18 protein-coding genes are annotated in these 25814 nt (G+C 47.7%); 8 read left to right on the top strand and 10 right to left on the bottom strand.

The genetic code is table 11. From position 1 onward, the window contains the following. Positions 1-5 precede the first annotated feature (5 nt). Both ACR9Y8_RS19510 and ACR9Y8_RS19515 read left to right on the top strand, forming a co-directional pair. On the top strand, positions 6-1433 hold the full coding sequence (locus tag ACR9Y8_RS19510; RefSeq protein WP_481214926.1) for a glycine--tRNA ligase: 1428 nt from the start codon (positions 6-8) through the stop codon (positions 1431-1433). A gap of 349 nt (positions 1434-1782) precedes the next feature. Beyond that, entirely contained in the window at positions 1783-2370 is a 588-nt protein-coding gene (locus ACR9Y8_RS19515; protein ID WP_481214927.1) for an outer membrane beta-barrel protein, read from the top strand. 2 nt (positions 2371-2372) lie between these two features. Here the strand turns inward: ACR9Y8_RS19515 and ACR9Y8_RS19520 are convergent, their stop codons facing one another. Continuing rightward, complete coding sequence (locus ACR9Y8_RS19520; RefSeq protein ID WP_481214928.1) at positions 2373-3107, bottom strand: ferredoxin--NADP reductase; 735 nt, start codon at positions 3105-3107, stop codon at positions 2373-2375. 159 nt (positions 3108-3266) lie between these two features. Here ACR9Y8_RS19520 and mfd point away from each other — a divergent pair, with 159 nt between their 5' ends. The 3 genes from mfd (at position 3267) to ACR9Y8_RS19535 (ending at position 7815) form a co-directional block, all read left to right on the top strand. Then, complete coding sequence (mfd, locus tag ACR9Y8_RS19525) at positions 3267-6647, top strand: transcription-repair coupling factor (protein WP_481214929.1); 3381 nt, start codon at positions 3267-3269, stop codon at positions 6645-6647. 155 nt (positions 6648-6802) lie between these two features. Beyond that, entirely contained in the window at positions 6803-7528 is a 726-nt protein-coding gene (locus tag ACR9Y8_RS19530; protein WP_481214930.1) for an SIMPL domain-containing protein, read from the top strand. A 92-nt stretch (positions 7529-7620) separates the two neighbouring features. After that, complete coding sequence (locus ACR9Y8_RS19535) at positions 7621-7815, top strand: hypothetical protein (RefSeq protein ID WP_481214931.1); 195 nt, start codon at positions 7621-7623, stop codon at positions 7813-7815. A gap of 84 nt (positions 7816-7899) precedes the next feature. On the opposite strand, the gene ACR9Y8_RS19540 is transcribed toward ACR9Y8_RS19535, so the two are convergent. The 3 genes from ACR9Y8_RS19540 to ACR9Y8_RS19550 all read right to left on the bottom strand — a co-directional run bounded on the left by ACR9Y8_RS19540 (position 7900) and on the right by ACR9Y8_RS19550 (position 12514). Further along, positions 7900-8364 (bottom strand): hypothetical protein, encoded by a 465-nt coding sequence (locus ACR9Y8_RS19540; RefSeq protein WP_481214932.1) that lies wholly within the window; start codon positions 8362-8364, stop codon positions 7900-7902. A gap of 241 nt (positions 8365-8605) precedes the next feature. Further along, positions 8606-10597 carry a DNA topoisomerase (ATP-hydrolyzing) subunit B gene (gene gyrB / locus ACR9Y8_RS19545; RefSeq protein ID WP_481214933.1) on the bottom strand — a complete coding sequence of 664 codons (1992 nt, stop codon included), beginning with the start codon at positions 10595-10597 and terminating at the stop codon, positions 8606-8608. A 297-nt stretch (positions 10598-10894) separates the two neighbouring features. Further along, positions 10895-12514 carry a hypothetical protein gene (locus ACR9Y8_RS19550; protein ID WP_481214934.1) on the bottom strand — a complete coding sequence of 540 codons (1620 nt, stop codon included), beginning with the start codon at positions 12512-12514 and terminating at the stop codon, positions 10895-10897. 214 nt (positions 12515-12728) lie between these two features. Between ACR9Y8_RS19550 and ACR9Y8_RS19555 the strand changes: the two genes are divergently transcribed. Beyond that, complete coding sequence (locus ACR9Y8_RS19555) at positions 12729-13676, top strand: helix-turn-helix domain-containing protein (RefSeq protein WP_481214935.1); 948 nt, start codon at positions 12729-12731, stop codon at positions 13674-13676. 311 nt (positions 13677-13987) lie between these two features. Here ACR9Y8_RS19555 and ACR9Y8_RS19560 read toward each other — a convergent pair whose 3' ends face one another. Together ACR9Y8_RS19560 and ACR9Y8_RS19565 are read right to left on the bottom strand one after the other, a co-directional pair. Further along, positions 13988-14782: a hypothetical protein gene (locus ACR9Y8_RS19560; protein ID WP_481214936.1), complete on the bottom strand. Its 795-nt coding sequence runs from the start codon at positions 14780-14782 to the stop codon at positions 13988-13990. Between the two features lie 531 nt (positions 14783-15313). Then, on the bottom strand, positions 15314-15781 hold the full coding sequence (locus ACR9Y8_RS19565) for a PepSY-like domain-containing protein (RefSeq protein WP_481214937.1): 468 nt from the start codon (positions 15779-15781) through the stop codon (positions 15314-15316). A gap of 290 nt (positions 15782-16071) precedes the next feature. On the opposite strand from ACR9Y8_RS19565, the gene ileS reads away from it, so the two are divergent. Next, complete coding sequence (gene ileS, locus ACR9Y8_RS19570; RefSeq protein ID WP_481214938.1) at positions 16072-19392, top strand: isoleucine--tRNA ligase; 3321 nt, start codon at positions 16072-16074, stop codon at positions 19390-19392. Here the strand turns inward: ileS and ACR9Y8_RS19575 are convergent. After that, positions 19372-20040, bottom strand: coding sequence for a hypothetical protein (locus ACR9Y8_RS19575; RefSeq protein ID WP_481214939.1), 669 nt, complete (start codon positions 20038-20040; stop codon positions 19372-19374). The two genes, ileS and ACR9Y8_RS19575, sit on opposite strands and share 21 nt — an antisense overlap. Between ACR9Y8_RS19575 and ACR9Y8_RS19580 the strand changes: the two genes are divergently transcribed. Beyond that, a complete protein-coding gene (locus ACR9Y8_RS19580) occupies positions 20027-20482 on the top strand; it encodes a TraR/DksA family transcriptional regulator (protein WP_481214940.1) in 456 nt (151 codons plus the stop codon). The genes ACR9Y8_RS19575 and ACR9Y8_RS19580 overlap by 14 nt on opposite strands. Positions 20483-20587: 105 nt before the next feature. On the opposite strand, the gene ACR9Y8_RS19585 is transcribed toward ACR9Y8_RS19580, so the two are convergent. The 3 genes from ACR9Y8_RS19585 to ACR9Y8_RS19595 all read right to left on the bottom strand — a co-directional run bounded on the left by ACR9Y8_RS19585 (position 20588) and on the right by ACR9Y8_RS19595 (position 25757). Then, positions 20588-22135 (bottom strand): glycosyltransferase, encoded by a 1548-nt coding sequence (locus ACR9Y8_RS19585; protein WP_481214941.1) that lies wholly within the window; start codon positions 22133-22135, stop codon positions 20588-20590. Positions 22136-22408: 273 nt separating this feature from the next. Then, positions 22409-23737 carry a Fic family protein gene (locus tag ACR9Y8_RS19590; RefSeq protein WP_481214942.1) on the bottom strand — a complete coding sequence of 443 codons (1329 nt, stop codon included), beginning with the start codon at positions 23735-23737 and terminating at the stop codon, positions 22409-22411. Positions 23738-23927: 190 nt separating this feature from the next. Continuing rightward, the gene (locus ACR9Y8_RS19595) at positions 23928-25757 is read right to left on the bottom strand and encodes an ABC transporter ATP-binding protein (protein ID WP_481214943.1); all 1830 of its coding nucleotides are present in this window, start codon (positions 25755-25757) and stop codon (positions 23928-23930) included. Between the last annotated feature and the right edge of the window lie 57 nt (positions 25758-25814).

Here is a 25814-nt window from a genome sequence, read left to right on the forward strand (position 1 = left end):
CCACTATGGCAACAGATCAGAACAAATTCCAGGCGATTATATCGCATTGTAAAGAATATGGATTCGTTTTCCCATCCAGTGAAATATATGATGGCTTAAGTGCCGTGTACGACTATGGCCAGTACGGCGCCGAGCTGAAAAAGAATATACGCGACTATTGGTGGAAGAGCATGACCCAAATGCACGAAAACATAGTGGGCATCGATGCCGCCATTTTTATGCATCCCACCACCTGGAAAGCTTCCGGTCACGTTGACAACTTCAGCGATCCCATGATCGATAACAAGGACAGCAAAAAGCGCTACCGGGTAGACCACCTGATAGAAGGCCATGCCGAAACCCTGTCTCCCGAAGCCGGAGAGGCCCTGATCGCCAAAATGAACGACCTGCTGAAGGAAAACGACTATGCAGGACTAAAACAGCTCATCGAGACCAGCAATATAAAATGCGCCGTTAGCGGTACCAACAACTGGACAGACGTTCGCCAGTTCAACCTGATGTTCTCTACCCAGTTAGGCAGCGTGTCTGACGAAGCCAGCGAAATATACCTGCGCCCTGAAACCGCCCAGGGTATCTTCGTGAACTTCCTCAATGTGCAGAAAACGGGCCGTATGAAGATCCCCTTCGGTATTGCCCAGATAGGTAAAGCTTTCCGTAACGAGATCGTAGCCCGCCAGTTCATCTTCCGTATGCGCGAGTTTGAGCAGATGGAAATGCAGTTCTTTATCCGCCCCGGCTCCCAGCAGGAATGGTATAAGTTCTGGAAAGAAGAGCGGATGAAATGGCACCTGAGCCTGGGTACAGATGCGGCCAAATACCGTTTCAAAGACCACGAGAAGCTGGCCCACTATGCCGACGCTGCCGTGGATATCGAATTCGAATTCCCAATTGGCTTCAAAGAAGTGGAAGGTATTCACAGCCGTACTGACTTCGACCTGAAGAACCACCAGGAATACAGCAAAAAGAAGCTGCAGTACTTCGATCCGGAAACAAACCAGAACTACATCCCGTACGTTATAGAAACTTCCATCGGCCTGGACCGTATGTTCCTGCTCACCGTTTGCAACGCCTACGAAGAACAGGACCTCAGCACGCCTGAAAAGCAGGACAGCCGCGTACTCATGAGACTTCCGGCGAAACTGGCGCCGATCAAACTGGCGATCTTCCCGCTGACTAAGAAAGACGGTCTGCCGGAACTGGCAAAAGAACTGTTTGATCAGTGCAAATCCTCTTTCTACTGCTATTACGAAGAAAAGGACAGCATCGGTAAACGCTATCGTCGCCAGGATGCCATTGGTACCCCCTTCTGCGTGACCATCGATCACCAGACCAAAGAAGATCAGACCGTTACCATCCGCTACCGTGATAGCATGGAGCAGGAACGCATCCCCCTGTCACAGGTGAGAGAACGCGTATTGCGCGATATCCTTTAATTAGTTATTTCTTAATAGGGGAATGACAACCAAAATTCCCTGCAGGCGTTTAACTTCATAATCCACTTATCAGGTTGGTATTATGACTATTAAACGCCTCTTGTTTACTGCCCTATTTGGTCTTTCTGTAGCGGCACAAGCTCAAAGCATTCGCCCATTAAATTCCGCCAATGATCTTGGAAGGCAGAATGTTTACCTGAACGGAAATTTGCCTTCTCTCCTGTAATGTCCCTTAGCCGGGGTACGGCGCCTGTAACCCGGTTTGAAGGCGGGCAGGTTTCCGCTTCTGACGCTGTAACTTCATATAGCCCTGCACGTTTAACAGTCATAACCCTTTATCCCAAGGCCTATGACTGTTAAATTTTACCTGTTTCCCGTCCTGCTGGGGTTTTCGGCTACTGTCCATGCCCAAACCGCCACACCTTCCGTCACTTTATCAAAGCCTGAAAAACATTTTGGCAACCAAACCGTGTACCTGGGCTTCTTTGGTAACGGATTATTTATCTCCGCTAACTACGATATCCGTTTTAGTTCCAACGAGCTTGGCTGGGGCGTTCATGCCGGAATCGGGTATACCCCCGGATATGATAAACTGGAACACTACAGGGATAGCCTGGGAGTAAAGTATACCATAGACGGAAAGTATCCCGATAAATTAACGATCCCTGTTGGTGTAAGCTATGTATTGGGAAAGAAAAACAGGCCTCACCGGGTGGAATTCGGCCTGGGCTTAACCTATATGAATGGAGATTCAGAGCTGTTTGACCAGGAAACTACCCGCTCTACCTGGTTGCTGGTGTCAAAAGCGGGATACCGGCGGTATTACTACAATAGCCATTTTATGTGGAAAGTTTCCTTTAACCCGCTGATATCACTTAATGGTGCAGGAAGCGTTCCCATGCCCTGGCTTGAAGGCGGGATTGGCCTTCATTTCTGACCCTAACCGTACAGTTCCAGGTGAATGTCCTTACGGTCATAACCCAAGGCAAGAATGCGCTGTTTAGCCTCGTCGATCATATTCTTCCAGCCACACAGGAAAAAGTAGGCCGGCAGCTTTTCAGGATGGCCCTGCAGCATTTCTTCATAGATGTTGTGCACATAACCTTTCCGGCCCCACCACTCGGGGTTTTCCTCGCGGGATAAGGTGGGGATATACTGGAAATTGGGCAGGGAGGCCTGTAGCTGCCGCATTTCATCCGGGTACAATAAATCACCGATATAACGGCTGCCGTAAATAAGATGGATATTTTTATGGGGAATCCCCTGCTCACAGATATACCTGGACATAGACCGGAACGGCGCTATACCGGTGCCCGTACAGATCAGGAACAGGTCCCTGTCCAGGTTTTCGGGTAGCACAAACACGCCCTGCGGCCCCCTTAGCAGCAGCTCGCTGCCTTCCTTCACCTCGTTGAAGAGGTAGGTAGTGCCCAATCCGCCTTCCAGTAGCACGATCACCAGCTCTATCTCGTTAGTGCCGTTGGGATGAGAGGCGATGGAGTAACTGCGCCAGCGCTTGTTTTTCTTTTCATGAATGGGAAGGTCCAGGGTAACAAACTGCCCGGGCTTGAAGTTGAAAGCCTCCATGTCGGGTATCTGTATCCAAAAGCGACGGGTATTGTGGGTCTCGTTCACAATCCTGGTAACATAACCATTGTGCCATTGTTCCAGCATTCCTTGTCAGTTTTACGTAATTTAAGGAAAAAAGTTGTCAGTTGACAGTTGTCAGTTGTCAGTTGTCAGTTTACAGTTATTAAGCAACTGTTAAACTACCGTACCGACTCACAACTGACAACTGTCAACTGACAACTTTTTCCTAACTTTGCACCCTTCATGAATCTACAGGGTGTTTTACAACTGTACCAACGTGATGCCCGCCTGCAGCAGCTGGTGAAGGGGCTACATTTGCCCGTTCCGCAATACTTTCAGTTAACCGGCCTTACCGGCAGCGCTGTCAACTTCCTGGCCGTTGGTACCTGGCAACATTTAGAACAAGCCAACCATCTCTTTATTCTCAATGATAAAGAAGAGGCAGCCTATTTCCATAACGACCTGGAACAACTGAGCCAGGCGCTGGATATATTCTACTTCGCCGATTCGTTCAAGAAAACAGGGCAGTTCCAGGAATTGAACAGCAGTCACAGCATGTTGCGCACAGAAGCGCTCATGAAATTCTCCGGCGGCAATACCATCCAGAAAAAAATCCTCGTTACCTACCCCGAAGCCCTTTGGGAGAAAGTAGCCGGCTCTGCCGCCTTTGGCGCCAATATGCTGAACCTGCGGGTGGCTGATGTGCTGAAAGTGGACGAGCTGCTGGAAAAGCTTGTTGCCTGGGGCTTCCATCATACCGATTTTGTATACGAACCGGGCCAGTTTGCTCAACGAGGCGGTATCATCGATATCTACTCTTTCGGGAATGATAAGCCTTACCGCATAGAGCTCTTTGGCGAAGACATTGACTCTATCCGTCTTTTCGATCCCGAAACGCAGCTGAGCGAGCGCAAGCTGAACCAGGTTACGCTCATCGCCAACATGGATACCCATGCTACCGACCACCATAAAACCTCCCTGCCGGAATTCCTGCCCGATAATACCATTGTGTGGATAAAAGACCCTGCCTACGTACAGGGAGTGGTGGAGCAGATGGAACAAAAGCTGGACGACTGGCTGCAAACCGGCAACAAGGTGAAGGTGGACGACGATGAGGACATGACACTGTCTGAAGATGACTTCGTTAAAGCCTCCGTGCTGATGGATCAGCTGATGCGGAGGCATTGTATCGTATTCGGCAGCCGCAACTGGTGGCAGGATACCGGGAAACCTTTTACGGAGATCACCTTCAATACCCAGGATCAGCCGGTATTTAACCGTCAGTTCGATATGCTGCTGAAAGATCTCAGCCAGCATAACAACAATAAATACACCCTCTTCATCTTTGCAGATAATGCCCGCCAGCTGGAAAGGCTGCGCAGCATCTTCGAAGACCTGAAAGCGAATTTTGTTTTCTATCCCATACCCGTAGCAGTAGGCCTGGGCTTTATTGATCACGGCCTGAAGATCGTGTGTTATACAGACCACCAGATCTTCCAGCGTTTTCACAAATACAAGGTAAAGCAGGCTTATAACAAAAATAAGGCGATCACGCTTAAAACACTGCGCGAGCTGCAGGCAGGTGACTTCGTTACGCACATCGATCATGGCGTGGGCGTTTACAGCGGCCTGCAGAAAATAGAAGTAGGCGGCAAGATGCAGGAAGCCATCCGTATCATTTACAAGAACAATGACCTCTTGTATGTGAACATCAACTCCCTGCACAAGATCAGCAAATACACGGGTAAAGAGGGCGTAGAGCCCCGGGTGAATAAGCTGGGCAGCGATGCCTGGGACAAGCTGAAAGAAAAGGCTAAAACCCAGGTAAAAGACATTGCCAAAGACCTGATCAAACTGTACGCCGCCCGTAAAGCACAGCAAGGCTTTGCCCACTCGCCGGATACTTACCTGCAAACAGAGCTGGAAGCATCTTTTATATATGACGATACGCCTGATCAGAGCAAGGCCACCGCTGATGTGAAACGCGATATGGAATCGCCTTCCCCGATGGACCGCCTGGTATGCGGCGACGTAGGCTTTGGTAAAACAGAAGTAGCTGTACGCGCTGCTTTTAAAAGTATAGTAGACGGTAAGCAGGCTGCCATCCTCGTGCCTACTACCATCCTGGCCTTCCAGCACTATAAAACATTTTCTGAGCGCCTCAAGGATTTCCCCTGCACAGTGGATTACCTGAACCGCTTTAAATCATCCAAAGAAAAGAAAGAAACGCTGCAAAGGCTTGCAGACGGTAAGATAGATATTATCGTAGGCACACACGCCCTCTTGGGAAAAGAAGTGAAGTTCAAAGACATTGGCGTGCTGATAGTAGACGAGGAACAGAAGTTCGGTGTATCCGCCAAGGAAAAGCTGAAACAGATCAAGGTGAATGTGGATACGCTCACCCTAACGGCTACGCCTATACCCCGAACACTGCAGTTCTCCCTGATGGGCGCACGCGATCTGTCTATCATCAATACGCCGCCGCCCAACCGGCAGTCTATCGAAACAGAAGTGCACGTGTTTGATCACGACCTGATACGTGATGCGATCTATTTTGAAACAGAGCGTGGCGGACAGGTATACTTCATCCACAACCGTATACAGGGCCTGCGCGAAATGGCCGGGCTGATACAGGGCCTTTGTCCCGATCTTACCATTGCTACCGCGCACGGACAACTGGAAGGTCATCAGCTGGAAGAAGTGATCCTGGACTTTATAGATCGCAAATACGATGTGCTCGTATGTACCAACATCGTAGAAAGCGGTGTAGACATTCCCAACGCGAATACCATTATCATCAATAACGCGCATCACTTCGGTTTAAGCGATCTGCACCAGCTGCGCGGGCGTGTAGGACGCAGCAACAAGAAAGCATTCTGTTACCTGCTGGCGCCGCCGATGAGCACCCTGCCTGCTGACAGCCGCAAGCGTTTGCAAACACTGGAACAGCACAGTGAGCTGGGCAGCGGTTTCCAGATCTCTATGCGCGACCTGGATATACGTGGGGCCGGTAACCTGCTGGGTGCGGAGCAAAGCGGCTTTGTGGCGGAGATCGGCCTCGATATGTACCAGAAGATCCTCGACGAAGCCATCCGTGAACTGAAGCAGAACGAATTCCGTGAGCTCTTTAAGGAACAGCTGGAGGAGAGGAAAGATTTCGTGAGCGATTGCACCATCGATACCGACCTGGAGATCCTGATACCCGACAGCTACGTAGAAAGCATCCAGGAACGCCTGAACCTTTACCAGGAACTGGATAATACCACTACAGAAGATAAGCTGCAGCAGTTTGCGGGCGCCCTGCAAGACCGATTCGGGCCGATACCTGAGCCCGTGCAAGACCTGCTCACCACTATCCGCTGCCGCTGGATGGCGATTGCGCTCGGCTTTGAAAAGATGATGCTGAAAGAAGAAACGCTGCGCTGTTATTTCATCAATAATCCTGATTCACCTTACTTCGAATCACCCACCTTCAATCATATCCTGAACTATGTACAGACGCGCGTAAATAATGCACGCCTGAAACAGGTAGGCAAGAACTTTATGCTGGTAGTAGAACGCATCCGTTCTATGAATGATCTGTACAAGTTTCTGAAGAATATGGAAGACGCCCGCAAAGATTAATGTAACTTATTCTCATCTCATACGTTCCAATTCCCACAGCATGTACTGTGGGAATTTTTTTATGGCCTTTATGGAATCCTGTGAAATCACTGCATCATGATAGTGAAAATGGCAGCAGCCGCATTAGCATAAGTAAAAACTTAAATAAACATAAGATGAAAAAAGTATCATTATTATTGGCCGGTTTATTTCTTACTGTCAGCGTTTGGGCACAACAAGTGGAACAAAAGTCTGTTTACAATGTACCGGTGAAGAAGATCGAAGTGAACGGCTCTGCCGAAATAGAGATCACACCTGATGAGATCTACCTGAGTATTTCATTGAAAGAATACTACAAAACCAAAACCAGCAAGATCGATATCAGCGCGCTGGAAAAGCAGCTGGAAAAGGCAGTAGCAGATGCAGGTATTGCTAAAGAGAACCTTACTATCGAAAACGTGTATGGTTATAACCCCGACTACTGGTGGAAGAAAAAGAAAAACGATCCCGACTTCCTGGCCAGCAAAAAATACCGCTTAAAATTAAACAGGCTGGATAAAGTGAACGGTATCATGGCCGGTGTGGATGAAGAAGGCATAGAAAGCGTGAACATTTCTTCTTTCTCTCACAGCAAGATGGAAGACTACCGCAAAGAAGTAAAGATCAAAGCACTGCAGGCTGCTAAAGCAAAAGCCACTTATCTCTTAGGCGCTATCGGTGAGAACGTAGACGGCGTAATTGAAGTGCAGGAGATCAATACAGACAACTACAGCGATGTGCGCCCGGTGTATGCAAACATGGCGTATAAATCTGCCGGAGAAAGCGTTGCTGCCGACTCTAACATAGATTTCAAAACCATCAAGGTACGTGCAGAAATAAGGGCTGTATTTGGTGTTAAATAAATTCGGCTTTCATTAACATATGTGCCATCCCGGCTTGTCTGGGATGGCACAGCTTTTGGTATTATACCGGTGTTGAACCAAATCAATTTGTTATGCGTAACATGAAAATAGCCGGTCATACCGTAGAGTCCAGCACCTTGTTAAAAGGTGTGAGCCTGGGTCTTGCTATTACCGCAGGCATCATGGGCTGGATGTGGAAGAAAAGACATTCCATGCAAGCACGTAACAACAATAACATATTTCAGACCCGTGGCCGCAGATGGCCACAGGCATTGCCGGTAAAGTAGAAGGAAAAAATCATTGGCATGAAAAAGCCCCGCCTTGAAAGGCGGGGCATGCCGATGGAAAAAGATTTCAAAAAAAACGATGATCTAATTAATGTTGACTTTAAAAGTCCCGTCCGTTAATGGCTTTTCGACTTCACCACTTTTGATTAATGTGCCTTTGAATGTACCTTCGGCACGTTTACTATTAATGCTTGTAATTTGAACTTCGATTTGATCGCCTATGTAACCCTGGGTTGCGGTATCCTGCACGGGCATGAGTGTAACTACAGAGCCGCCGTAGGTACCCACGTTCAACGAATCATCCGGGGATATTACCATCAGCTGCATATGCTGCTTGAAACTGTTGGTAAGTCCGTCTACGATCAGTACCTTTTGGCGGGTTCCTGTAAGGATAGTATCAGCCACGTATGCGCTGGGCTCATGAGCAACGTATTGCTGCCCGTTAAAAGTGAAGGAGAAAGATGACGCAGGAGCTGCATCATCCTTTTTACAGGCGTTGATTACCAATGCAGCTGCCATCAGCATAGCAGCCACCCGGATTAATTTCATAGGTATAGGTTTATCGCTAGGTATAGGAATAAATACGGGTGCAAGATAGGAAGATTTCCCCATAGATTAAATAAATAACCTATAAGTTTTTTCGATAAAATGTCCTTCTTCACCATACCTTTTTGATAATCAGCAGGCTGGTCCGTAAAGATTTTATTTACTTAACATAGTAAAAGCAAAGCGCCCCGGGAATTTAACCTCCCGGGGCGCTTTATATTATAACTATAACACTTACACGTTCTTAGGCATCGATCTTCGCATATTTCGCGTGAGATTCAATGAATTCCCTGCGGGGAGGAACTTCATCGCCCATCAGCATGCTGAAGATACGGTCTGCTTCCGCAGCGCTTTCGATCGTTACCTGTTTAAGGGTACGATGCTCGGGATTCAGGGTAGTTTCCCACAGCTGCTCGGCGTTCATCTCACCCAGACCTTTATAACGCTGTATCACTACGCTGTCTTCCTTCCCTTCACCGGCTATTTTGGCAACAGCTGCCTTCCGCTGTTCTTCCGTCCAGGCGTAGATCTGCTCTTTACCTTTCTTAACCAGGTATAAAGGCGGTTGTGCAATATATACATAACCCTGTTCTACCATGGCCTTCATATAACGGAATACAAAGGTCAGGATCAGCGTGGCGATGTGGCTACCGTCCACGTCGGCATCGGTCATGATGATCAGCTTATGATAACGCAGCTTGGTGAGGTTAAGCGCTTTATCATCTTCTTCTGTGCCGATGGTAACCCCCAGGGCGGTAAATATATTCTTGATCTCTTCGTTCTCGTAGATCTTGTGCTCCATGGCTTTTTCCACGTTCAGGATCTTACCTCTCAAAGGCAGGATAGCCTGGAAGGCACGGTTACGGCCCTGTTTTGCAGTACCACCTGCCGAGTCACCTTCCACCAGGTACAGTTCGCATTTTTCAGGATCGTTTTCAGAGCAGTCTGCCAGTTTACCGGGCAATCCGCTGCCTGTCAGCACGCTTTTACGTTGTACCAGCTGACGGGCTTTACGGGCCGCTTCACGGGCCTGCGCCGCCAGCACCACTTTATTGATAACGGTCTTGGCTTCGCGGGGATGCTCTTCCAGGTAGGAATTGAGCACATCGGCCACGGCGCTGTCTACCACGCCCATTACATCAGAGTTCCCCAGCTTGGTCTTGGTCTGACCTTCGAACTGCGGTTCAGGTACCTTTACGCTGATGATAGCGCTCAGGCCTTCGCGGAAGTCGTCACCGGTTACTTCGATCTTGGACTTTTCAAACAGTTTGTTCTTATCGCCATAGCTTTTGAATACGCGGGTAATGGCGCGACGGAAACCGGCCACGTGCGTACCGCCTTCTATGGTATTGATATTATTTACGTAGGAGAAGATGTTCTCACTGAAAGAGTCGTTATACTGCAGCGCTACTTCTACCGCTACATTGGAAGCAGCATCATGTGTTTCTATAAAGATCGGCTGAGGCAGCAGGGTATTACGACGCCCGTTACGGTCCAGCATCTGCACAAATTCCATGATACCGCCTTCGCTATAGAAGGTTTCGCTTACTATATTACCGTTATCATCCTTTTCGCGCTCATCTGACAACGTAATTTTTATTTTACGGTTCAGGTAGGCCAGCTCACGCAGACGGCCTGCGAGTATTTCGCGGTTATAGGTGGTAGAGGTAAATATAGTGTCGTCGGGCTTAAAGTGGGTGATAGTACCGGTAACATCGGTGTTGCCTATCTCCCGTACCGCGTATTGCGGTGCGCCGCGATGGTATTCCTGTTCAAAGATCTTTCCTTCACGGTGCACGGTTACATGCAGTACGGTGCTCAGCGCGTTCACGCAGCTTACACCCACCCCGTGCAGACCACCGGATACTTTATAGGTGTTCTTGTCGAACTTACCACCGGCGTGCAGTACGGTCATTACCACCTCCAGGGCCGAACGGCCTTCTTTGGTGTTGATGCCCGTAGGGATACCACGGCCATCGTCCTTAACACGTATTGAATTATCTTCGCAGATGGTTACTTCTATGTTTTTGCAGAATCCTGCCAGGGCCTCATCGATAGAGTTATCGACTACCTCATATACCAGGTGATGCAGACCTTTTACGCCAATATCGCCGATATACATGGCCGGGCGTTTCCGAACAGCTTCCAGTCCTTCCAATACCTGAATACTGTCGGCATCATACCCATTATTGGTACTGGCGGCGGCAGTAGTTACTTGCGCTAATTCTTCGCTCATATCTTGATGTAAAATGCTAATTGAGTAAATGTCTCGTGAATTGTGCAAATATACGGAAAATGAGCCTTATTTCAATAAAAAACAGGCTGTTTTTCAGGGGGGTGTGAAGAAGTTGTCAGTTGGTAGTCGTCAGTGGTCAGTCGTCAGTCGCCAGTGGTCAGTCGTCGGTTATTAGTAGTCAGTGGTCAGTTATCAGTGGTCAGTTGGCAGTTATCAGTTGTCAGTTGGCAGTGAGCCTATCATATAGTTATCTACGAATCAACCACTGACAACTGACCACTGACAACTGACCACTTTTTAAATCGGTACATTCCCACTCACCGCTACCTCCTTCACCCCTGTAAACAGGGTCTTCCACACCAGGTTAAAGAAAGATTTCCGCGGATCGCGGGCATAACGCGGATGGGCTATTTGTAGTTTGCCATCCCGCGGGTTGTTGTTATTAACCGCAAGGGCGTTGGCAAAGAGGCTTAGCAGGCCTTTCCTTTTGAGCTCGTGGGTTTCTTCATCCTTTTTAAGGATCCGGATCTTGAGGTCATTATACAGCAATTTTACCGTGCCGGATGCGCCTTTTTCATTGCCCTGCATATTAAAGGTCAGCTCCTGTATATAGCATGATTTGATCTCTACCAGGGCCAGGGGCCTGGTAATAGGGGTGAGCTCGCGCCCATCCATATCATTCAGCCGTCCGGATACGGCAAACCGGCCATTCTTATCGTTCAGCAAGAAGTCGAAACGGGCCCGCAGCTTGCCCCGCTGCATAAATACGGCGTCCAGGTCTGCAACGCAGTGGGGGTTACGGGCCACCATGCTATCTATATTGGTGATATTCCGGAAAAGCCCGCCCGCCTGGTTAAACCGGATGGTACCCGCCTGCAGTGATTTCGCATTTACCTCCATATAAGCAACATCGATGCGGGAGGCTTTCAGACTGTCTATCATGAGGGGGATAGATAGCTTTTGCAGGAGCTGGTGGGGATAATTTCCTGTTTTCACTTCCCCTGATGAGGGTAATAAACGGTTGTGATAGATATCCACGCTGCCACTGCCGATATCTATCCGCCGGGCCCATATCTGCTGATTTTCCAGCAGCTCTTTTGGATCCAGTCCATTTACCGCGATGTTGTTGAACTGCACATCATAACGGTCGCGCTGTACTTTCACTTTTTTATCAAAATTTGCCCGGCTATAGCGCGGTTCAATGCTGAACTGTCCGATATGCAGGTTACTTTCCGCCGCATTATAGCTTACATCACGGACAATCATCCAGTAAAGGCTATCGGCGCTGCGATGCCGGTAGTCCCGCAGGTGCAGTTCATAATTGCGGGCGTAGAGAAAGCGGCTGGGATCTTCCAGCGCCTTGGCGTCTATCAGCAGCTCATTCACGCGGATGCTCAGGCGATGCAGCTGTGTGATCACCTTTGCGCTGTCCTTTTTAATGTAGGTATATTTAAAGTTAGAGCTATCCAGTAGCAGGGTACCGATCGAAATAGAATGGATCCGCGGAGAAATATTCTCATAAGCACTACGGTGACGGCTGGTGTCTACATTGCGGGTATCCCTTTCAAGCACAATACTGGGGTTATCCAGCACCAGTGAGCCGGCGCTCAGCTCTTTTTTGAGGAAATAACGCCATACCTTAAAATAACGGAGGCTTAAGTGGTCGGCACTGAAGGCATACAATATCGCCGGTGCCCTTTGTTCCTGCTGCAGGCGCTTATATACGGCGGTATCGGTTACCAGGCTTACTTTGCTGATAGCCAGCTGGCCTTTTAATATATTGAGGTCTACCCGGTCGTATTCCAGGATATAAAGACTGTCAGACATTTCCCGTACGTAGTCTTTCAGCTGTGCACGCAGCTGGCGGCTCCAGCGCTGGCTGAGATACAGGCCGATGACAGCCAGCACTAACACCAACGCCCCTATGATTATTAAAACCCTTTTGCCGTGTTTCTTAACGTGAGTTCGGTATTGCATGGCTATACTATACCGAAATCCATACCAAATGGTTTAAACTGCGCCAGAACAGTTTGGGGACGATCGTAGAGTTTTCTCTACAACTATCACCCCATTGTCATAGTTAGTCGACTAAGCGTCTTAATGTTTGTTAAGTAAAAGTGAATGCCTAATTTTGAGAACTTTTGATTACAGTTTGAAGGAGCTACAGGACATATTATCACTGGCTATTCCGCAGCCCGCAATGAGTGACCAGCTGCAACTCGCGGAGCAGGACACTGTTACAGTGCCGGACAGCTTTGATTTTACCCTGCAGCGTTTTACTTACGATCGTCCCCTACCGGTGGAAGATATCGCCATGGTGGTATACCAGCCGGCTAAAAGGGGCCAGAGCGCCGCTATAGAGCTGCGTTACTGTGTGGCAGGCAGCAGGTATTGTCAGAACCCTTCCTGTACTGACCAGCTTTGCGCCAAAGGCCATAGCTCCGGTAATTGTTCCGACAAAGTATCTTCTGTTGATATGATCACCGTGCGTTTCCAGCCCGGTTTCATTCAATCCCTTCAGAAAGGCGCCACAAGCTCCACTTTATTTGAATTACAATCCCGCAAACCTTTCGTAAAGACCATTCAGCCCAGTCCCAAATCTAAAACGGTGCTGGAACAGATGGTGCATCACAATTACGAAGGGGTGCTGAAACATATCTTCCTGCAAAGCAAAGCTTTAGAGCTGCTGCTTTTCAGCTCTGACCAGTTCATGCAGAACGATCCGGATGAGCGTTACGGCTGCCGCTTCCTTACCCATATGGAAGACCGGGAGAAGATTGAAAAAGCCCGCAGCATCCTGCTGGAACAACTGGACGCGCCCATTACCATCCGCGACCTGGCGCGCCGTGTAGCCATGAATGAATGTTACCTGAAAAAAGGCTTCAAGGCGATGTACGGCACCACTATCTACGATTATTTCCAGAAGGAGCGTATGGAAAAGGCGAAAAGCCTGCTGTACGAAAAAGGCATGTCTGTTTCAGATGTGGCTATCCTGATGGGATACTCCTGCATTTCGCATTTCTCCACTGCATTTAAAAAGCATACAGGCCTGAAACCCTGTGAGTTACTGCTTCGTTAATTTAACTTTTCCCGCTTCGATCATTTGTTTTCCCGATTGCGTAAGCCCGCCAAAAGTATTTGCTGTTTCTTTGTATCACGATCGGCAGATATCTATCCCGATTTTATAAGCTTCCTTATCAGATTTGACCAAAAGGAGGAAAGCTTACCAGGCAAAAAAAGTGAGTAAAGCCATAAATCATTGCACCGCGATCAAACACCATCTTCTAAAGTGCATTGCCGGTAAGTTTTCCGCCCTTCATAAAAAAAGCGGGACATTGCACGATGTCCCGCTTTTTTTATTGTGGTTAGGTTCAATGGTTTACAGTAACTTTACCTTACTGCAAGGATACATGCCGAACCGGCGTATCGTACATTTTGGATCTCGCCATTAGCGTCAGGTTGCCCCATTTCAATCCCAACGGTCAGAACCAGGGACTGTGTTTCTTTGAGCGCTTCCGGCATATCCAGCTTCAGGTTAAGGGGTTGTGCCAGGAAAGAAGCTCCGTTAATGTGCCAATCCGTATGGGCAGCAGCGATGGGCAAACGCTCAGGTTTATAATAACTGCTGCCATCATGGATAACATCTTCCGCCACTCCCAGGCAGCATCCGAAGCGGTAAAGCGGATGTTGCCAGGGCAGCACGAAGTTGATGCCCTTAATGAGCCGGGGCAGGTGCACAACAGCTGTTTTTGCCTCACGGTCAATAACGCATTCCAGGGGGTTGGAGACCACACTGAAAAATTGATTTTTCCTGGTAAGTAGGAATCCTTCCAGGATCTTTCGGTGTTCAGATAATAATACACCGCGCCGTCCCTTCCCATTGATCTTCTCCTGTTTTTGAATGTCTTTGCATATGGCTGTAAGCCGGGGGAAGATGTTGTGATCCGCGAGGTTCAACATGGGGACCGTCATTGTAAATCTGATACTCCTTGCTGCCTGTACCACGCCGGAAAACTCGCTGTTATTCAGGCGGGTATGTTTGAACCTTGGGGAAGTCTGGACCTGTTTCTTTGTAGGCCCTCCTTTTTTGCGCACGACAATTTTGTCTGATCCGCGCAGCCGGTAGGCAGTCATCTTGCCAAAACTACCGGTAAACTGAATTTCATTGTTATCAAGAATCGCCATCTGGGGTAGGTTTTACTAGGTTGATATTCGGTTAATATTGGGATTGCACCCACTGAGTAGCCGGTCAGTACCCTGCGGATACCTGAGCCCGCTTTTATGGCAATTTCAATTAAATCCCTGACCCAAACGAATATAAGTTAAACATATATTATTCTTTTAAAGATAGGTGAGAATAAGGGATAAGAAAGGGATTTAGAAGGAAGTATATAGGAGACATCTCCCAGTATACATAGAACAGGACTGCGTTTCAGGCCGAAAAGACAAGGGGTGGCGCCCGAATAAACTGTGATAAATCAGTGTAAATGAGAGGGTTTGACGCCGCATGGCGCTAAGAAGAGTTATCAGTTGTCAGTTATCAGTTGTCAGTTAATTCTCTCCGGTCACTGTCAACTGACAACTGACAACTGTCCACTGACAACTAGCTAACCTTGAAACATTTGGGATTTTACCAAAAAAAGAAAACCCCGCCCAAAAGAGCAGGGTCTGTCCTATTTATCCCTATACCTATGAAATACGTGTTTGAAAAAGTAGCTATTCTGTGATGGTACCCGCCTCATTGATCAGCACGGACTTGTCTGTACCATTGTCCTGAATATTTACTTTGTAATATGCTGCCACATTTGCTCTTTCAATCCTCCAGCCGTCTTTTACGGTAGCAGCAGGATATTTTGTTCTGAGCGTGGTAGCGATGGTTTCCGGAAGCCTGTCGCCAGTATATTCACTGCGGGTAGCTACCCAGTTTCCATCTGCTGTATATTCTACAGCGGTCTTCACACTGTCTTGCTGAAAACTAGCAATCCAGTTACCCGTTACACTCTTGGACCATTTTGCCTCACTTACCCCTGCAAAATTCTGACCAAATGCATCTTTTACAGGAGCCGGAGCTACCAGAGCCTTGGCAGTGGTTTCCCGCTTGGTCTTTTTAACCGATTTGTGTTGTGCAAAAGTTATGCCGGAAGAGAGCAACGTAGCGCAAAAAAATAACATCAACTTTTTCATATAAACGATATGGTTTGTCCGTTGGGTTACGTTTTTTTAAAACTTCAGATTTATCTTCCAGCTTAAAGCGAAAACAGTGCCAAAAAAGCAAAGGTATTGATACCGAGCGTAAAAATAGTAAAAAATTTAAAAAAAACACAAAAACCGACTCTTTTTTGCCCTTTTTACCTCATTTTGAGATTTTTGGTGCCGCTGTATTTTCGTAACTTTGCACAATTTTAATCGAACATCCGTCTTATAAACGGTCGTGTTTTACTTTCAAATTAACGCCAAAAGGCGGAAATTGTTTTATGGCCAGTCAATATCAGGAATATAATCAGCTGAATTTACCGCAGATAGGAAAAGACGTTCTACAGCAATGGGAAGCGCAACAGGCGTTTGAGAAAAGTGTGGACATCCGCGAAGGAGCCACACCATTTGTATTTTACGAAGGCCCTCCCAGCGCTAACGGGCTCCCCGGTATTCACCACGTTATTTCCCGTACCCTGAAGGACCTCGTGTGCCGCTATAAAACAATGCGCGGCTTCCAGGTAAAACGTAAAGGCGGCTGGGATACCCACGGCCTGCCCGTAGAGCTCGGCGTAGAAAAAGCCCTGGGCATTACCAAAGAAGACATCGGCAAGAAGATCTCCGTAGCAGAGTACAATGATACCTGCCGCCGCGAGGTACTGAAATATAAAGACAAATGGGACGACCTGACCCGACAGATGGGTTATTGGGTAGACCTGCAGAAGCCCTACATCACTTTTGAGAACGATTATATCGAAAGCCTGTGGTGGTGCCTGCAGCAGCTCTATAAGAAGGGCCTGCTGTACAAAAGCGTCAGCATCCAGCCTTACTCTCCCGCCGCTGGTACGGGTTTGAGCTCTCATGAGCTGAACCAGCCCGGTACCTATAAAGATGTAAAAGATACTACGGTAGTAGCCATGTTCAAGGCCCTGGAGGATGACCGTTCCCGCTTCCTGTTTGAAGCAGCGGGTACCGACCAGGTATTCTTCCTGGCCTGGACCACCACCCCCTGGACATTACCATCCAACCTGGGCCTGACCGTAGGCGCTAATATAGAATATGCGTTGGTGCGCACTTTCAACCAGTACACGCACCTCCCGGTGACGGTGATCCTGGCGAAAGACCTGCTGGACCGGTATTTCAAGAAAGAAGGCGAGGACGGCGATTTCGCCGCCTACCAGGAAGGCGATAAGATCATCCCCTGGCAGATCCTCGGCGTATTCCGCGGCAGCCAGCTGGAGAACATGCGCTACGAGCAGCTTTTGCCTTACGTGCAGCCCGAAGAAGGAGATCCCTTCCGTGTACTGCTGGGCGATTTCGTTACCACGGAAGATGGTACCGGTATTGTGCATACAGCCCCTGCCTTTGGTGCAGACGATAACCGCGTAGGTAAGAAGTACGGCATCGGCATCCTGACCCTGGTAGACAGGCAGGGCAAGTTCCTGGACAGCGTAGGCGAGTTCGGCGGCCGCTACGTAAAGAACTATAAAGACGAGAAAGACTATAAAGACGTGGACGTTGACATCGCTGTGAAGCTGAAAAAAGAGAACCGCGCCTTTAAAGTAGAAAAATACGAGCACAGCTACCCGCACTGCTGGCGTACCGACAAGCCGGTATTATACTACCCGCTGGATGCCTGGTTTATCAAAACCACGGCCCTGAAAGACCGGATGGTGGAGCTGAACCAAACCATTAACTGGAAGCCCGCCGCCACTGGTACCGGCCGTTTTGGCAACTGGCTGGAGAACATGGTAGACTGGAACCTGAGCCGTAGCCGTTACTGGGGCACCCCGCTGCCGATTTGGCGTACGGAAGACGGTAAGGAAGAGATCTGTATCGGCAGCATTGCCGAGCTGAACGCCGAAATCCGCAAGGCCAATGAAGTACTGGGCGGCGACGTAAATAAACATTACCTGCATGAAGGTATCCTGGACCTGCATAAACCTTACGTGGATGAAATCATCCTGGTGAGCCCCAGCGGCAAGCCCATGCACCGCGAACCTGACCTGGTGGATGTATGGTTTGACAGCGGCGCCATGCCTTATGCGCAATGGCACTATCCCTTTGAGAACCAGGATGTTTTCAATAAAAATTTCCCGGCAGATTTCATCTGCGAAGGCGTGGATCAGACCCGTGGCTGGTTCTACACCCTCCATGCGCTGGCCGCCATGCTGTTTGACAGCGTAGCGTACAAGACTGTGGTGTCAAACGGACTGGTCCTGGACAAGAACGGCAACAAAATGAGTAAGCGCCTGGGCAATGTGGTAGATCCGTTCAAGACAATTGAAGAATTCGGAGCAGATGCCACCCGTTGGTACCTTATTACCAACGCTTCTCCCTGGGATAGCATGAAATTTGATATTGAAGGTATTCGTGAAGTGCAGCGCAAGCTGTTCTCCACCTTATATAATACCTACAACTTCTTTGCGATGTATGCCAACCTGGACAGTTTCTCTTTCAAAGAGGCATATATTCCGCTGGAGCAGCGCCCCGAAATAGACCGCTGGATCATCTCACTGCTGAACACCCTGGTGAAAGAAGTTACGGCCTATTTTGATGATTATGAGCCTACACAGGCAGGTCGTGCCGTACAGGAGTTTGTAGACGAACATCTCAGTAACTGGTATGTGCGCCTGTGCCGTCGCCGTTTCTGGAAGGGAGAATATGAGCATGATAAGATCTCTGCTTACCAGACCCTTTACGAGTGCCTGGAAAAGATCTCGCAGCTGATGGCGCCGGTATCACCGTTCTTCTCAGAGTGGCTGTTTGGCAACCTGAACAAGGTAAGCAACCGTAACACAGTTGCCAGCGTACATCATACTGATTTCCCGGCTGCGGTGGACGCCGCTATAGACAGTGAGCTGGAAGAGCGGATGCAGCTGGCCCAGGATATATCCTCCCTGGTGCTGTCGCTTCGTAAGAAGGTGAATATCAAGGTGAGACAACCCTTGACAAAGATATTAATCCCGGTGCTGAATCCTCACATGCGCGAGCAGATAGAAAAAGTGGAACACCTGATAAAAAGTGAGGTAAATGTCAAAGGTATTGACTATCTTACCGAAACAGAAGGCTTCATCAAGAAAAAGATCAAGCCAAACTACAAGGCGCTGGGTAGCAAGATGGGAGCGAAAATGAAAGCAGTTGCAGCCGCAATAGGTGCTTTCACGGACGCAGATATAACAACCCTGGAGCGCGATGGTCAATACAACCTGCTGATAGACAATGAGCAGCTGCAATTGCAGCTTTCCGATGTAGAGATCATTTCCGAAGACATCCCGGGATGGACAGTAGCAAACAAAGGCGCTCTTACAGTAGCCCTTGACATTACCATTACACCTCAGTTGCAGGACGAAGGGAATGCCCGTGAACTGGTGAACCGCATACAAAAAATCCGGAAGGATAGCGGCTTTGAACTGACAGACAGGATACTGGTAAAAGTGGCAGCTGCCGACACGCTGAAGTCGGCGATTATTAACTATAATGACTATATTTGCACGGAAATTTTGGCAGACAGCTTGGAATTAGTGCCGCAACTGCAGAATGGTACAGAAATAGAGGTTAACGACCTTAAATTCAATGTATTAGTTAACAAAAAAAGCTAGTCCCATGGCAACAAACAAGAAGGTTGCTAGCAAAAAGACCCAAAAGGCAGCTCCCGCTAAAAAGACGGTAGTTGTCACTAAAAAGGTGACCTCTGCCACCAAAAAAGCGGCTGCCAAACCTGCGCCTGCGAAAAAGGCAGCGCCGGTTGCAAAGAAAGCGACTGTAAAAAAGGCAGCGCCGCCAAAACTGGCGAAACCGGCTGCCACTAAAGCCGTGGCCAAAAAGGCTGTCGTTCCCAAAGCGGCGGCTTCCAAAAAAGCAGTTGTCACCAAAACACCAGCTGTCACCAAAGCATCAGCTCCCCCGGCCAAAACAATCACAGCAACAAAGAAAACAGTTGAGCCTGTAAAGGCTCCCGCTGTAAAGAAAGTACCTGCCGAGAAGCAGAAAGTGGTCAGCAAGAGCATTGCTACCACTGAGAAAGTAGAAAAATTGATTTCAAAGCCAGAAGAAAAAGAAGTTATAATGCCAGTAAAGAAATCAGATAAAGAAAAAGAAACCGGTAAGAAAGCAGCAGCGGAAAAAACCGAGAAAGCCACTAAGGTTGAAAAAGTGGAGAAAATGGAGAAAACGGAAAAACCTGCTCCTGCTGCTAGAGTTGAAAAAACTGAAAAGCCCGGTCCCAACAGGAACGTGAAATCTGCCACCACGCTGGTGTCTTACCAGCCTGAATTCACTAAATCTGTGCTGGATCAGCCAGATGCGCCTTCGGGCCCGGTATATCGCTACAGCGATGCCGACCTGCAGGAATTCAGGGAGTTGATCAACAAGAAGCTGGAAGCAGCGAAGAAAGAGCTCGTATATCTCCAGGGCCTGATCACCCGCAAGGATGAAGCCGGCACCGATGATACGGAGAACAAGTACATGAGCATGGAAGACGGCAGCGGCTCCCAGGAAAGAGAACAGCTGAACCAGATGGCCAGCCGCCAGATCCAGTTCATTGATCACCTGGAAAAAGCCCTGGTGCGCATTGAAAACAAGACATACGGTATTTGCCGCGTTACCGGCAAGTTGATAGATAAGGCCCGTCTGAGAGCGGTGCCGCATGCCACGCTGAGCATTGAGGCGAAGCTGGCAAAAAGTAAGTAATAATTAATGATTAATAATAAGGGGGAAGTGTCCGGAAAGGCACTTCCCCCTTAGCTATTTAGTGAGGATCACCAGCAATTAGGCCTGCATCCTGCTGTAAGATTATTAATTATTCATTGTTAATTCCTTGCTACGGCGGCTGAGTTGCCGGGCGGCTAAATAAACCAGTCCGGCGGAAGCCAATACCACCAGGCTACCGATACCGATGCGTCGTGCCTGTTTTTTGCTGATAGCAGGTAGCTTTAACCGGAACTTCTCCGGACCAGCCTGTGCTATTTCCAGCAGTGGTGAAAGGTATGGACCAGTGATCAGCTTATCTGCGATCTTCTGGATCTCCGGCTTCTGAGAATCGTATACCACGCCGATACCGGAGGCGCGCAGCAGGTTGGAGCCATCAGCGCCGCTGCCCACGTAGATCACGTTCTGCGGCATAACATGGTATTTGTGTTTGATGTATTCCAGGATATTGTTCTTGCTGTACTTGGGGATGGAATCTGAGTTCTCTCCGGCTGGTTGTTGCAGGAAGTATTCCGGGATGGTCATTTCGCCGGTGGCCACGCTGTCGAATAAATGCAGGCGGTTGGCGAATACGAAATCCATTCCCAGTTTATTCTTGATATGGCGGCCAACGCATTCAAAACCGTCTGTAATGAGCCCGCAGGCATATCCTCTTTTCTTCAGTTCATGCACAACTGTTTTGATATCGGGTACAACGGGAATGGCGTCTGCCACTTCCAGCAGCTCAACCAGGTTCCTGTCGCGGAACAGCGCCGCAGTATGTTCGAGGATGGTAACCGGGTCTGAATAATGTTCGCGGATCTGTGCAAGCGATACTTCGCAATCAAATGCTTCTGCGGCCAGTTCTATATAGTCGCGTGTAAAGATGGCTTCGTCCAGGTTAAAGATGACCATCTTCTGCATTTTGTCGATAGATTCCAGGATGGAGTATTCCATCTGTTCACGGATAATATTGATATTACCCAGGGTTTCGAGATTTTCTTGCGGGATCTTCATATTTTCTGCTTTATGAAGGATAGTACGTGATACTTCGCGTGACATTTTGCTGAGCTGTTCCCAGGACTGCATAGCATTCTCTATTCTTCCAATGTTCGCTTCCGTTATACGTGCGCCCTGCACGTGCATGTCGATGAGCAATCCAATATCTACGCCATAATCATTTTCAAACTGTACGCGCTGCAGGAATGATTTGCGTGCTGCGATCATACCGCTGAGCGGTTGCTGGAAATGAGCCAGATCAGGGAACAGGATGCTTAACAGCGGTTTGGCTACGAGCTGTGTAACGCGGCCTGCCTGTCTTTCGAAATAGGATTTCACAAAATCCGCCTGGTTGTTGGTGATCGGATCGGTGAGTAAATCCACAATATTATCTGGATAGGTGAGGATGTCCCCATCGATATACATCACGATGTCGTATTTAGCGGCCATCAAACCTTCGCGCATAGAGATCCCTTTTCCACGCTGGCTGCTGGTAATGACGCGTACACCCTCTTTCATCGCCTCCTCCACCGTGTTGTCACGGCTATTATCGTCTACAACAATGATCTCTGTTTTGCGTGATGTCTTCTTTACCGTTTTAATAACCTGTCTGATGGTAGCTCCTTCATTTAAAACCGGGATAACGATTGAAATCATGGGAAAGGCATGTTGGTTTATGGTGAAAAAATAGGTCCGGGAAGGTTTCCGGGATGGCATAGGCCATAAAAGGGCTCCAAAAATGAGGCCAAACGGATGAGTGTGGAGTTTTGGAATATCTTCAGGAATTGTGTTAAGTGTAAAAATGTTTTATAGGTAGGAGGTTTGTTATGGTGTTGAAGGATGAGGAGGCGATGAAATGAGGTTGGATGAGCAGGAGCTTTATGCGATTTGGAAACGATGCTGAATTAACGTTTAGTCCCATTGCCGTTGTTATTTTCCCTTGGTCAATTTCTTAATATACCCTGGGACGGGTAAGAACTGACTTTTATTACCACTTCGCCTTTCTTCCAAAACGCCGTTTTCTACCAGGTTTGCAAGATCATTTCTGGCAGTTTGATTGCTAACGCCAAACTTGTTTTGAATCCGTAATACAGTAAAGTAAGCTGTGGAGTCTTGTAATATTTCCTGTATGATATTTATTTGGCGATCATTGAAGTTCGTGCTGCGTAATAGCGCAATCACATTTTGTTTTTCGGCGGTTTTCTTGCTGACGTACAATTTTAAATCTTCTAAGGCAATGTGTATGGCCTTTAGATGATACATTATAAAATAGGTCAGATCATTGTTATCCTGTTCTGTATACAAATAAGCTCTTGCATATTGCGCTTTTGAATTGAGTATAACTCTGGATACCGACATGTACTCAATCAACCAATAACCTTTTTTTAAAAGATACCAATAAAAAAGGGTTCTTGCAGTTCTTCCGTTGCCATCAGCGAATGGATGTATATAGCCAATTAGAAAGTGAAGTATAATGGCTTTTGTAATGGGATGAATGAAGAAGGTTTGTTTCTCCTGATCATTACCGAATTTGCATAGATCAGCCATTAACTGATTTAATAGATGTGACTGCGGTGGAGTATATACGACACGACCTGTTTGAACATCCACTACTTTTACCTCATTGTCAGTTCTGAATGCGCCTTCCTCTGTAGCATCCCCCAGCGTGGATTTTGTCAGGATAGAATGAAGCTTTTTAATGTTTTCAATAGTGAACGGTGCATCTTTATTTTCTACGATCCATTGCATTGCATGATAGTTATTCACTATCATTTGTTCAGAAGTATTCAGCGGCTTTCTATTGCTTTCCAGCATTTCCTTTGCCACTTTGCGGGTGGTGGCAGCGCCTTCGATCTGGCTGGAGGCGATCGCCTCTTCCATCAAAGAGCTGATTAAGTATTGTTCCTTTTCGTCAACGGGAATAATGCCATCGCCCTGGAATGATCCTCCTAAATGCATGTCGAATTTGTGTAAATGCTCCTGGATCATTGTTGGAGTACCGATCGAAAAATTGAAACCATCTATTTCAGAAAGCTGAATTGTTTTATTTGCGAGCCGATTAAACTTCGCTGCAGTCCATAAATGTTTCGGATCGATGCCCCATTCGTTGGCTTTATATTTCCATTTTTCCCAGTAGTAATATTTAAGATCGTCTGTTTTCAGGAATTCCTGAAGCCTGCCTGCTTTAGCAACTTTGTCCAATGAAGGGAAATAATCATAATTAACAGGTAGCTGGGGCGCTTTTTCAGGAAGTCCCATAAGTCTCTCCTAATTTCCTTAAAATTAGGAGTTTTTAGGAATGTTTGGGTCAAATCATATCTTAATCTCTCCTAATTTTTGAAAAATTTAGGAGAGATTAGGAAAAGAAAAGACTATGTTTTAATGTGAATGAGTATGTGTAAACGATTAATTTTTATAATCATTATAAATTTCGGATTTAGGTCTTTTCCTACTTAAACTCCTGCATTTCCACCAATCTCCTATATATCCCATTCATCGCCATCAGCTCATCATGCGTACCCCTTTCCTTAATCTCCCCCTTATCCAGCACTACAATCTCATTCGCATGCTGAATAGTAGAAAGCCTATGCGCGATCACAATGGTTGTCCTGTTTTTCATGAGCTTGTCCAATGCTTCCTGCACCAGCTTTTCTGATTCGGTATCAAGGGCAGAAGTCGCTTCATCCAGTATAAGAATGGGAGGGTTTTTAAAAATAGCACGTGCAATCGTCAGGCGCTGACGCTGGCCACCGCTTAGTTTCATGCCGCGGTCGCCTATAGGCGTATCATATCCGTTTTCAAGTTGCACGATGAACTCATGCGCGTTGGCGATCTTTGCGGCGCTTATCACCGCTTCTTTATCTGCCTCCGGCTGGCCGAAGGCGATATTGTTGAAAACGGAATCATTGAAGAGAATGGCTTCCTGTGATACCATGCCCATTAAGCTGCGGACATCGTGCATTTTAAGATCACGGATATCTTGTCCGTCTATTTGAATACTGCCGGAGGTAACATCGTAGAAACGAGGTAGCAGATCAGCCATGGTGGATTTACCGGCGCCACTTTTACCTACCAGCGCTACCATCTTGCCTTTTGCAATCGTAAGATTAATATCTTTCAGCACGTTGTGCTGGTCTTCATAATAGAAGCTTACATCTTTATAGCGGATCTCTTTTTCAAAGCTGCTGATAGTTTGTGCATTGGGCTTGTCTTCAATGGTGTTGGGAATATCGAGGACGCGCAACACGCGTTCACCCGCTGCAAGCCCGCGGGGCATTACAGAAAAAGCATTGGCAATATTCTTGGCAGGCGCAATAATCTGGAAGTACAAAGCGATGTATGCAATGAATGCAGACGCTTTTAGTGTAGTCGCACCAGTGAGGATGAGGTTACCCGCATAGATCATGATCACGATGATAACCAGCACACCCATGGTCTCAGACAGCGGAGACGCTAACTCACGCTGGTTCTGCATAGTTCTTACGGTATGAGCGAAATCGTTATTTTCCTTTTCAAATTTCCTGCGCATGAAACCTTCTGCGTTAAAGGCTTTGATGATGCGTATACCCGATAAGGTTTCTTCGGTAATGTTGAGGATCCTGCCTAAGAGGTTTTGTCCTACTACAGCTTTCTTTTTAAGACGGCCGGTGATAGTGGAAATAAGATAACCGGAAAGCGGGAATACCAGCAGGGTAAACAGTGTTAACTGTCTCGATAGTATGAAGAGCGTAACAAAAGTAGCGATCACCTGCAGAGGATCGCGGAAGACGGTTTGCAGGGAGGTCACTACGGAGTTCTCTACTTCCACAACGTCGCCGCTCACAGTAGAGAGCAGATCGCCTTTACGTTCGTTGTGATAGAAGCGCAGCGACTGGCTGCTGAACTGCAGGTAAAGCTTTTCACGCATCTTTCTTACCATGTTCACCCGCATACGTGTAAGCACTTTCTGGCTGAGGAAGCCAAAGAGGTTCTTCAACAGTACTGCCGCCAGTATTACCAGGCACACATATACGAGCACGCCGAATTTGCCGGTGGTGTTCACGTAATAGGTAAGATAATAGTAGAACAGGTCCTTGAAATACGACACGGACAAAGAGAAGGCTGGTAGCTGTGTTACCACGGTATGCTGGCCGGTGGAGAACAGCGCATCCATCAGCGGCATGACCAGGGTAAAACTAAAGAGGCTGAAAATTGTGTAAAGAAAGATATATATTATATATTCCGGAACATAATGATGATATGGCCGGGATAATTGCAGTAAGCGGAGGAATGTTTTCATTGCGCAATGTCTTTTCGTCTTACTCCTGGAAGCCAGCACGAACGACTTATATGAAAA

It is taken from the genome of Chitinophaga sp. SVR4-12A (assembly GCF_056754765.1).